The sequence below is a fragment of the Enterobacter cloacae complex sp. IR5384 genome, assembly GCF_049237265.1.
In the GTDB taxonomy this organism is placed as follows: Bacteria; Pseudomonadota; Gammaproteobacteria; order Enterobacterales; family Enterobacteriaceae; genus Enterobacter; species Enterobacter cloacae.
Genome location: NZ_JBMKHJ010000016.1, coordinates 99,859 through 109,295, shown reverse-complemented (window position 1 = coordinate 109,295; position 9,437 = coordinate 99,859). Strand labels below are relative to the sequence as shown.

The 9,437-nt window shown below is 49.4% G+C and carries 12 protein-coding genes and 1 pseudogene; 3 read left to right on the top strand and 10 right to left on the bottom strand.

Translation table 11 applies throughout. The annotated features are described in order from the left end of the window. Nucleotides 1-487: 3'-5' exonuclease (locus tag ACOTX3_RS14850; RefSeq protein ID WP_276306880.1), on the top strand; the 487-nt coding region annotated here is incomplete at its 5' end. Between the two features lie 2 nt (nt 488-489). On the opposite strand, the gene ACOTX3_RS14845 is transcribed toward ACOTX3_RS14850, so the two are convergent. Both ACOTX3_RS14845 and ACOTX3_RS14840 read right to left on the bottom strand, forming a co-directional pair. Next, nucleotides 490-744, bottom strand: coding sequence for a hypothetical protein (locus tag ACOTX3_RS14845; RefSeq protein ID WP_000880375.1), 255 nt, complete (start codon nt 742-744; stop codon nt 490-492). Between the two features lie 140 nt (nt 745-884). Continuing rightward, nucleotides 885-1,105, bottom strand: a pseudogene (locus tag ACOTX3_RS14840) (type I restriction-modification system subunit M N-terminal domain-containing protein); the annotation flags it as partial. A gap of 625 nt (nt 1,106-1,730) precedes the next feature. Here ACOTX3_RS14840 and ACOTX3_RS14835 point away from each other — a divergent pair. After that, nucleotides 1,731-2,072, top strand: coding sequence for a hypothetical protein (locus ACOTX3_RS14835; RefSeq protein ID WP_001151572.1), 342 nt, complete (start codon nt 1,731-1,733; stop codon nt 2,070-2,072). A gap of 91 nt (nt 2,073-2,163) precedes the next feature. Next, entirely contained in the window at nt 2,164-2,355 is a 192-nt protein-coding gene (locus ACOTX3_RS14830; protein WP_000398479.1) for a DUF7706 family protein, read from the top strand. A 240-nt stretch (nt 2,356-2,595) separates the two neighbouring features. Here the strand turns inward: ACOTX3_RS14830 and ACOTX3_RS14825 are convergent, their stop codons facing one another. From ACOTX3_RS14825 to ACOTX3_RS14790, 8 genes are all read right to left on the bottom strand, one after another. Continuing rightward, nucleotides 2,596-3,051, bottom strand: a complete 456-nt coding sequence (locus ACOTX3_RS14825; protein WP_000374058.1) for a hypothetical protein — start codon at nt 3,049-3,051, stop codon at nt 2,596-2,598. Between the two features lie 90 nt (nt 3,052-3,141). Further along, nucleotides 3,142-4,383 carry a vWA domain-containing protein gene (locus tag ACOTX3_RS14820; protein WP_001053340.1) on the bottom strand — a complete coding sequence of 414 codons (1,242 nt, stop codon included), beginning with the start codon at nt 4,381-4,383 and terminating at the stop codon, nt 3,142-3,144. A 428-nt stretch (nt 4,384-4,811) separates the two neighbouring features. After that, nucleotides 4,812-5,387 carry a TerD family protein gene (locus ACOTX3_RS14815; protein WP_000301247.1) on the bottom strand — a complete coding sequence of 192 codons (576 nt, stop codon included), beginning with the start codon at nt 5,385-5,387 and terminating at the stop codon, nt 4,812-4,814. A 68-nt stretch (nt 5,388-5,455) separates the two neighbouring features. After that, the gene (terD, locus tag ACOTX3_RS14810; protein WP_000116680.1) at nt 5,456-6,034 is read right to left on the bottom strand and encodes a tellurium resistance membrane protein TerD; all 579 of its coding nucleotides are present in this window, start codon (nt 6,032-6,034) and stop codon (nt 5,456-5,458) included. A 48-nt stretch (nt 6,035-6,082) separates the two neighbouring features. Next, nucleotides 6,083-7,123, bottom strand: coding sequence for a tellurium resistance membrane protein TerC (gene terC, locus ACOTX3_RS14805; RefSeq protein ID WP_000255079.1), 1,041 nt, complete (start codon nt 7,121-7,123; stop codon nt 6,083-6,085). A gap of 22 nt (nt 7,124-7,145) precedes the next feature. After that, complete coding sequence (locus tag ACOTX3_RS14800) at nt 7,146-7,601, bottom strand: tellurite resistance TerB family protein (RefSeq protein WP_000007449.1); 456 nt, start codon at nt 7,599-7,601, stop codon at nt 7,146-7,148. A 22-nt stretch (nt 7,602-7,623) separates the two neighbouring features. Continuing rightward, the gene (locus ACOTX3_RS14795) at nt 7,624-8,781 is read right to left on the bottom strand and encodes a TerD family protein (protein WP_001054786.1); all 1,158 of its coding nucleotides are present in this window, start codon (nt 8,779-8,781) and stop codon (nt 7,624-7,626) included. Then, nucleotides 8,781-9,362, bottom strand: a complete 582-nt coding sequence (locus ACOTX3_RS14790; protein ID WP_000254137.1) for a tellurium resistance-associated protein TerZ — start codon at nt 9,360-9,362, stop codon at nt 8,781-8,783. Before ACOTX3_RS14790 ends, ACOTX3_RS14795 begins: the two co-directional genes overlap by 1 nt. Between the last annotated feature and the right edge of the window lie 75 nt (nt 9,363-9,437).

Below are 9,437 nucleotides of genomic sequence, written 5' to 3'. Positions count from 1 at the left end.
TAAAATCCCATTCAGACGCCGGATAGATTCAAGCAAGCCAACTTGTCGTCAAAATCGGTGTTGCAAAAACGGGAGTGACCATAGATTCCGTTTTCTGAGACGACCCCTGATCGGGCTGAATGAGCAGGAATTTCCTGGCGGCAAACCCGATGATGTTTACAGCGTTCGCACATCGATGAACACCCCTCCGGCCGAAGAGGAAATCGAGGAGGAACGTCGGCTGTTTTATGTCGGTATCACTCGCACAAAACAGCAGCTAAATCTGGTGGTCCCTCTTGATGAAGGGCTTGCGCGGTGGCTCAAAAACCGCTGGGATAGCACCCCGAAGAAGTCACCGATAGCTACTCGCTTCGTCTATGAGGCTGGCTGGACTGCTTGTGCGGTTACCAGTGATGCGATCTATAACAGCACGGTAGAGAAACAGAAGGCTGACTTCAGCAAGTTTCACCAATGGTATCTAAGAGATCTTCAGCGGCTAAAAGTCTAGGGCTACCGATACTTTTCGATTTCAGACAGGTGCTCGTTATCCAGATCAATTGTGGCTTTTCTTTCAGAAGCGAGCTTCTTCGCTCGCTTTGCATACTGAAGCCCCTTGGCTGGCTGCTCTCCGCGTAGGATCTGTTCAGCCTGCTTGCTCGTGCTGTGCCCCAGAAAGCGTTCGTACTGCTCGTCAGATACCTCAGTGCCGATCAGTCGTTCGATCCAGCCGCTTTTCGGCGGGTAACTTACGCCCAGCGCAAGCAACTGCCTTTTCTGTACCCACTATTTCCGGCGCGGCCGGCTTCAATCAAGGCTTTGGTTAGAACTACAGCCATTTGGGGACTCTCATACACAAACCTGAACCATGCGGGTCTGATTGGCGGTCAAGATAGCAGCGCATCGAAATCAACACTGAACTCTGCTTCTAAGAACTCAATCGTGGCTGGTTGGCTATCGAGCGATGCTTCCCGTGTAGACTCCAGTGCGCACTCCAATCGACGCAGCAGAGTAAACGGCAAAATGATCTTGCCGAAGTCGGTATGCTTGAAATCCCCCCCCACAGGTCTTCCGCGTTCTTCCAAATGAAATCAGCTTGCGAAGCAGCCGAACCTACGAACTCTGCCATCTTGGCCTCCAACCAACTTTTGCACGAAACGGCACATCTTCCAAAAGAGGGTTGTCAACCAAGTTTTGCACAAAACGGACTTTGATCCATTTCTAACTAAAATCTACAATCCAACCTCAGATTGCAAATAGCCTATGTTTATTACAGATGGTATGGTTCGTGTTTTTGTTTATTCGATGGCAACTGTACTCTTTCTGCCGCTTGGCTTGTTGAAAAGCACGTGGTGGTTTTCACCATTGTTTGCGATAGCTGCTATTGATTACTTAATGTTTCTGCGTCGACAAGGCTAGTTGCTGAACCTCATACCTCAGAGCAATCTGTATGTTTTTTACACCACTGGTTAAAAGGTCAGGCTACGTTCCTGACGTTTTTTAAAAAACAGTTTTATGTTTGATGCGTTACTGGTCTGTCTGGTAACCCAGTGGTACATTACCATTATTAAGGCTGGCTGGCGGTGGTGCATCATGCTTAAACGACCCTCTCTGAGCGTACTTTCCGACAGTCCTGTGCACCGCACCACTTACCCGGCAGGCCTATGTCTTGGTTATTCTTCGTTGTACCTTTTTCTTCAGCTTTATCCCTGACATGTCTGTCTGAACAGTTCTAAGCAAACCGGAATGTTGTCATGGCCAAAGTACAAGGGCTCTTTGTTGGATACCGAAAATTCGCTGTTGATCGCGACTGGCTTCGTCAGCAGGAAGAACAACGTTATCGGGATCGCCAGCGACAATTTGATGAATGGTCCAGGAAATGGGTCACTGTAACCAGGCTCAAAGAGACTCGTTTATGGACTGACGGAGCCATCAGGCGATGGTTGGGTGAACCTCAGCAGCAGGGTAAATATAAAGTTTTCCCCGTTGAAGCGGTTTTGGCTGCTGAGAAGTTGAATGAGTTTCGGCTCTGGCTTAAACCCCGACTGGAAAAGAAACGTGCCCAGCACCACCACTTTTTAATTCCATTTCTGTAAAGTAGAAACAACGGCAGTTCCGGCCGCATTCAAGGCTTCGGCATCTGGTCAGAAATAAAGCGCCATTTTTCAGTATAAGGGAGGTTAGATAGTGGAAGGTATTGAGACACTGAGTTTGCAGCTTGATGAGAATGAAACTATGGCCCTTGCTCAATTAGTTAAACGTCTGAGCTGGAGCGATCTTCGTGGCTGTGCTGTGAGTGACGAAGAAGCCTGGGTAATGAAAAGCGCAATTGAAAAATTACAACAGGCGTTAAGGGAAGAAGGTTATGCGCCTCGATGAGGCTGGCTTCGTTCTTTATTCCGATAACAAATTTGCTTAAGGACTAACTATGAGCCAGCACTGGTATGAGGTGAAAAGCAATCAGGGAATTGTTCAGGTGATTGTTGGGAGAAGATATTAATGTAATGCGTTTCTGCATTACATCAAGCAGATTAGCTTTTTCTGGTCAAAATAGACGATGTGATTTTTCTTTAGCCGAAGTCCATCCGCTCCCCACGCAACCGGTAAAGGTTCGCAGGTTTAATAAAGATAGGTTTCGTATCTCCCTAAGGGTGGGATAGGTAAACTCATAATGGCATCTGTGTTTACTATGTAAGTATTCGGGTAAAATTCATCTAATACAGTAAAGTTTAGTTTCTTACAAAAGCTTAATAAATATGGGTTTTTCACGTCTTCTATTACAACATCGCACCAGGGATTCGATTCACAGCAAAGCTTCAGAAAAGACTTAAACCATCCCTTGTTTTGTATTTCTTCCGGAAGCCGTACCACATGTATGGTCAGACAATCTCCATGATAACGATTAGTACTTTGTCTAAGCCCTACAACAATCCCCTTTTCTTGAATCTGTACACCTGCCTGATGCTCTTTCATGTCGGGCGTATAGTGCCTTGCTCTGTTTAACCAGGCCACCAGCTGCTGAGCCGTACTTGGTGATTCTTCAGCTATCCATTTCAGGTACTTGATGCGGTCCATATGCGCCTCCCTGTACGATTTCCAATGAACAAAGGCTCTACAGTATTAAGCTGCTGTAGAGCTCATTCAACCAAGCTCAAACTGTGCGTATTAAAGGATGCCTAACCTTTTTGTTTCATCGATCCACGGTCTGAATTCTTCCAGTAGATTATCATATAACTTTTCATCGCTAATCGAACCGAAATCATCCATGGCAAAGAAGTGGGTGTTATCAACCCGGCGGTCAGTAAAGTCATCCAGATTTTTGAGGATACCGTAGCTTGAACCACCCAGGCCGACAAACTTCCAGAAGATGGGGTAGTTGGCAGAACGCCGGATTGCATCTTTAATCGCCCGGGTCTTGCTGATCCCGCCATCGGTAATAAATACAACATACACCGGGATTTTCGAGTCCTTAAAGTAGTCGACTATTTCTTCCATCACAGGAGGCTCGTTGTTTGTCCCTCCGAGGCCCGGCAGGTTCTCCCAGGCTGAACGCTTTCCAGCCCCGCGAATGGACTGAATATATGTGTCCAGGTTGTCCAGTGTGACGTTTGGATACTTCTTATGCTTCTCTCCAAATCCCCAGACATCCATTTCACCGTCGTCGTCGAACTGGGCGGCAAGAACGGCGATGCGGTCCAGCACAGACTGAACGTTACCCTTACTGAACTGGCCACTCATTGAGCCGGATGCGTCAAGTACAAATGCAACCGCTGCCTCAAGGGTGTCCAGTTTATTTTTAGTAAGACTGACCGAGGCTTTTTTAGCGAGGCTTACAAGGCGCGGAGATCTGGTTTCCAGTTTCTTTTCCAGACTGATACGAGCAGGCTTTGCTGGCTGCGGAGCTGGCTGTGCGACATCAACGCCATAGCTAATGGCCAGAGGCTCAAGACCACCGTTGAAACCCTGCCCGAGCGCACGAAGCTTCCAGGCGCCATTGTGCCGATATACTTCACCCAGGATAATTGCTTTCTCACTGCGGCCCTGAGTCTCAGCCTGGAACTCAGCGATTCCTTGAGCCTGCATGCTCAACGAACTGAGCCCACTGATGGTATCTTCACCATCAATGACAACTGTGATTGCAATTTTACTGATGTTCGCAGGAACACGATCCAGTGCTATCTCAATGCTGGACTGCTGAGAACCGGTAACGAGCTTTACTGCCCCTTCAGGAGAAGACAGATTATTGTAAAAGATAAAGTCAGAATCGCCGCTGACCTTTCCCTGAGCATTAAGCAGGAACAGGCAGGTATCGGGTTCGCCTTTAAAGCCGGATTTGGTAGGGTACTGAAGATTCAGCCTGATCGCAGATTGCTGAAGTGGTATGTTTTGTCCGGATTGTAGATTCACATTAACTCTCCTGATTTTTGATTATTTTAAAGCGCAGCGTTTATATAGGTTCCCCTGGCTTAGTTCAGGACGCTGGATTTCTGGTGAGGCGTATATATGGTGTGACACCATATTTCATCACGTTGAAGTTTCTATACCTGTTGAATTGGAATTTCCATTGGTCGGGTATTTTATCTTCCAGAACCCGTGCCTTCATAAGTCGCAAACGTAACATATATCAGAGGGGCATGCTGTTGATATAAGGCACGGAATACAGGCTTTAACCAGCAACCAGAGAAAAATCCGTTTCCTGCCTTTAAAAGGCTCACGTCAGAATTAACATCTCTCTGCTTTCTGAGATTCCCGAACCCTTTCTGCCCCCCCCCTCCTGATAGCGGATCGCAACCAAAAAAAACCCCGGCATTGCCGGGGTATGATTCAGCGTTATTTTAGATGTTAACGCCGTGCTGGGAGGCAAGAGCCGCCAGGCCACCGGCAAAGCCCTGACCGACAGCTTTAAACTTCCACTCAGCGCCATGACGATACAGTTCACCGAAGACCATAGCGGTTTCGGTTGAGGCATCTTCAGACAGATCGAAACGGGCAATTTCCGTGCCGTTGTCGTTGTTGTAAACGCGCATGAAGCTGTTGCTCACCATGCCGAAGTTTTGTTTACGCGCTTCTGCATCATAGATGGTAACGGCAAACACCAGTTTTTTGATATCTGCTGAGACTTTGGTCAGATCGATTTTGACCTGCTCATCGTCGCCGTCGCCTTCACCGGTACGGTTGTCGCCCTGGTGCTCTACCGCGCCATCAGGGCTGGTTTTGTTATTGAAGAAAATGAAATGCGCATCTGACAACACTTTACCGTCTTCGCCTACTGCGAACACGGAAGCGTCCAGGTCAAAACCCTGACCATCGGTTACACGGGCATCCCAGCCTAGGCCAACCATAGCAACATTCATGGTTGGTGCTTCTTTGGTCAGAGATACATTGCCGCCTTTTACGAGAGAAACTGCCATTTTTAGCTCCTGCAAACAGTTGAATGAGGGCTGCATTAACAGCCCCGGGTAGAAAAGTTACTTTTTGATCAGGACGCGTTAATGCCGTACTGAGCACATACAGATGCCAGACCACCAGCATAACCCTGACCTACTGCGCGGAATTTCCACTCACCATTGTGGCGATACAGCTCGCCGAACAGCATGGCAGTCTCAGTGGACGCATCTTCGGTCAGATCGTAGCGAGCAACTTCAGTCTGGTTATCGTCATTAACCAGACGAATAAACGCACCGGATACCTGACCAAAGCTCTGGCGACGAGCCTGAGCATCGTGGATGGTCACAACGAAGATGATCTTGTCAACTTCAGACGGGACGGCGTCCAGTTTAATTTTCAGCGATTCATCATCACCATCGCCCTCACCGGTGCGGTTATCGCCGGTGTGCGTTACGGAACCGTCGGATGACGTCAGGTTGTTATAGAAGATGAAATCTGAATCGCCGCGCACTTTGCCGTTTGAGGCCAGCAGGAATGCTGAAGCATCCAGGTCAAAGTCCTGACCGTCTGTTGAACGCGCATCCCAGCCAAGGCCCACCAGGACGTTTTTCATTGACGGAGCTGCTTTACTTAGGGAGACGTTCCCGCCTTTGGAAAGAGAAACACTCATAAAATAACCTCTTCGATTAGTAATTGTTCAGGTTAACACTTAAGGGGATTAACTCCCCTTTTCCTCAGATTCAGGTTTGCCCGGGAACATGACGCTTGCGAGAATGCCCAGCGCCAGTACACCCAGTACAACATACAGGCTGGTTGTTGCCGCGATGCTGTAACCATGATGCCAGATGTGATCGGTCGCATTCAGGCCGAGTTTTGCCGCGATGAAGAACAGCAGCACGATAACGGCCTTCTCCAGATGAACCAGGTACTGTTTCAGTGCCTCAAGGACAAAGTACAGAGTACGCAGGCCCAGGATAGCAAACATCATGGCACTATAGACGATAAGCGGTTCACGACTGACGGCAATGATTGCCGGTACCGAGTCAAACGCGAACATTACGTCCGAGAGTTCAACCACAGCCACACACAGGAACAGCGGGGTCGCATACAGCGCCGCTTTTTTACCACGGCCAATGGTGACATCGCTGTTTTCTGGTTTCGCCAGTTCAGCATCCACTTCCTTCTGGTTAAGCAGGAAGGCATGCCCTCTGAGCTTCGGCCAGATAGGGAAGAAGCGTTTAACCATGCGGTAAGCCAGATGCTGGGAGTAATCCTCAATTTCATCATCGTCATCACCGCTTTTAAGCATCATGACCGCTGTCCAGGCAACGATAATAGCGAAGACAACTTCAACATACGGCCCCAGACTCAGCAGGCTCGTACCGATGGCGACAAAGATGCCCCTGAAGACAATGGCACCAATGATCCCCCAGTAGAGAACACGGTGGCGATAACGATCCGGAACGGCGAACCAGGAGAAGATGGCCATCATGACGAACAGGTTATCGACCGACAGCACTTTCTCCAGCGCATAACCCGTGACAAACAGACTGGCAACCTCAGCACCGTGGTGGATATAGAGGAAACCGGCAAATGCCATCGCAACCACAACCCAGAATACGGACCAGAGCGCCGCACTCTTCAGCGAAATAGGCTTGTCATCACGGTGCATAAACAGGTCAATAAAGATGGCACCGACTGAAAGCGCAATAAAAACAATGACCGTTTCAGTCGGGAAGCCGATGTGTGTGGAAACCATATTTTACCCTTAGGGATGTGGATCAGAGGCCAAATTCAGCCGGGTCGAAGCCCAACGCGATAGCGATCTCGCGGGAGGCCAGTTTCTCGTCCTGATCGAAGTTACCGTCACTTTTCGCAACGGCAATACCAACACGTAAGGCCAGCTGAGCGGCCTCAGGCTGATCTTTCAGCGCCAGGATGTATTTCATGGTTTCGCCCTTGCCGATTTCAACATCGAAATCGAAGCTTGAAACCAGTTTATTGAAGAACTCAATCACCTCATTGGTATCGAAGACCTTCAGCTCTTCTGAAGAGCGCAGAAAGCCCATCATTTTCTGCTTTTCTTCCGAACTTACGCCGTCACTCGATACGGCAATACGGGCACATACAGCAACGGTGCCCTGCATGAATTTTTTGTTTTTGAAACGGCCAACCTGGCGGGTCAGTTCGTCACGGCCTGAGTTAATGGCACCTTTAACTTTGTCGAAAAAGCTCATACCTGTTTCCTTTGTTGCTGTGTTATTTAGAACCGGCGCTCCAGCGAAATCCCCAGCCAAATGCCCGGTCCATTTCGTCCTGGCCTTTGAAGTACTGGTTAATTCGCTCGACTTTAATTGCGCCGTTTTCGTTTACGAGTCTGGCAATGGCGCACAATGTGCGACGGTTTTCACCTTCGGTCAGGCGGGTCTCAATGGGCGGTTGATCCGGCACATGAATGGTGACCACACCATCAGTCTTGTCCCAGCTGGGAACACCTTCATAAATAAAGGCGTAAATCAGCACTTCGCGGATATGCTTCCATTCACGTCCATTGATATGCAGCCACTCGCCGTCTGATACATCACCCGTCCGGTCATCGCCCTTGAGCTGAACATACGGTTCATCGCGATAATCACCGAATGCATTACCGAGCGCCTGAATGACCGATTTATACCCGTCCTGAAGCTCAACAAAGGCCCCCAGATCCAGGTCGATTCCTTTGGAGCCGAACATGCCTGCAAAGCCTGATTTGCCGCTGCCCCGGTGCCAGTTCAGGTTGATCCGGATTTCACCGAAGTTATCCCGTTTGGTCAGGCTGATTGCAGGCTTCTCTTTTGTCAGCGATACCTTGCTCAGGCTGATTTTTGTCTCAACTGGCGGAGGGGTTACAACCGGAGGAGTCGGGGCTGCGGGAGCCGGTTCGTCGGCAATATTTACGCCGAAATGCTCTGCCAGCGGTTTAAGTCCACCGTTGAACCCCTGCGCAACGAAGCGGAATTTCCAGTCATTATTACGACGGTAAAATTCACCCAGAATTAAGGCTGCTTCCTGACGGCCGCTCAGTTCGACACTGCCGCTAACCAGGCCGGTAGCCCCTTGCTCCACGTCGATGGAAAGATTACGAAGACCGGACACCGTCTGCCCACCGTCACAGGTCACGGTGAACGCAATTTTCTGGACATCAGGTTTCAGCCGGTTGAGCGCGACAGTAAAGGTTGAGTACTGGCCTTCACTGACCAGGCTGACGGTACCATCATCGTTACGTGGCTGACCATAAAACACCATGTCCGCATCACCCTGCACCTTCCCGTCGGCATACAGGCGAAACGCCGAAGCATCCACCTGGCCGCCCGAGGTGATCCGGACCCGCAACTCCTGGGCTGGAACGGGGGCATTGCCCCCCGGCGTCAGGTTCATTAGCGAATAACCGCTGAAACGATATCGGAGTGCATATCGTCAATTGTGCGGCCGCGACAGGCATGGCCAAGGGCGGTAAAGTCCCAGTTGCCGTTATTACGGCGCAGCGAAGAAATAACGATCCCGGTATGTGAGCCCTGCTCAGTCAGCTTGTAGCGAGCCAGCTCTTTGCCGGTTTGATCGACAACGCGGCAGAACGCGTTTTCGACGTCATTGAACGACTGACCACGGAAGCTGTTTACCGTAAACGCCAGGTATTCAACGTTTGCAGGCAGTCGGGAGAGGTTGACATTAATCACCTCATCGTCACCGTCACCTTCACCGGTCAGGTTATCGCCACTGTGCACAACAGCGCCGCAGGTGGATTCCAGTTTGCGGAACCAGATGGTGTCAATTGTTTTACCGGTGCTGTCCATTAATACGCAGCCAGCATCGAGATCGATTGAGTCGTTGCCTCCAAACAATCCTCCAAGAAGACCTTTTTTCTTAACCGGATCCCAACCGAGACCGAAATGAAGCTGGCTTAATGCAGATGATTCTTTGCTGAGTGATACCGTCTGGTTCTTAACTAATGAAACCATGTTTTATTCCTTAAAATGGTAATGACCGAGACAATCAAAGGTATATTTAGTAACTGACGAAGAAAATCATATCAT

What these genes read in the sequence shown, in the direction of transcription:
- ACOTX3_RS14790 (WP_000254137.1), bottom strand. Translation starts at nt 9,362, where the DNA reads ATGGTTTCATTAGTTAAGAACCAGACGGTATCACTCAGCAAAGAATCA.
- ACOTX3_RS14795 (WP_001054786.1), bottom strand. Translation starts at nt 8,781, where the DNA reads ATGAACCTGACGCCGGGGGGCAATGCCCCCGTTCCAGCCCAGGAGTTG.
- ACOTX3_RS14825 (WP_000374058.1), bottom strand. Translation starts at nt 3,051, where the DNA reads ATGGACCGCATCAAGTACCTGAAATGGATAGCTGAAGAATCACCAAGT.
- ACOTX3_RS14815 (WP_000301247.1), bottom strand. Translation starts at nt 5,387, where the DNA reads ATGGCAGTTTCTCTCGTAAAAGGCGGCAATGTATCTCTGACCAAAGAA.
- ACOTX3_RS14800 (WP_000007449.1), bottom strand. Translation starts at nt 7,601, where the DNA reads ATGAGCTTTTTCGACAAAGTTAAAGGTGCCATTAACTCAGGCCGTGAC.
- terD (WP_000116680.1), bottom strand. Translation starts at nt 6,034, where the DNA reads ATGAGTGTTTCTCTTTCCAAAGGCGGGAACGTCTCCCTAAGTAAAGCA.
- terC (WP_000255079.1), bottom strand. Translation starts at nt 7,123, where the DNA reads ATGGTTTCCACACACATCGGCTTCCCGACTGAAACGGTCATTGTTTTT.
- ACOTX3_RS14835 (WP_001151572.1), top strand. Translation starts at nt 1,731, where the DNA reads ATGGCCAAAGTACAAGGGCTCTTTGTTGGATACCGAAAATTCGCTGTT.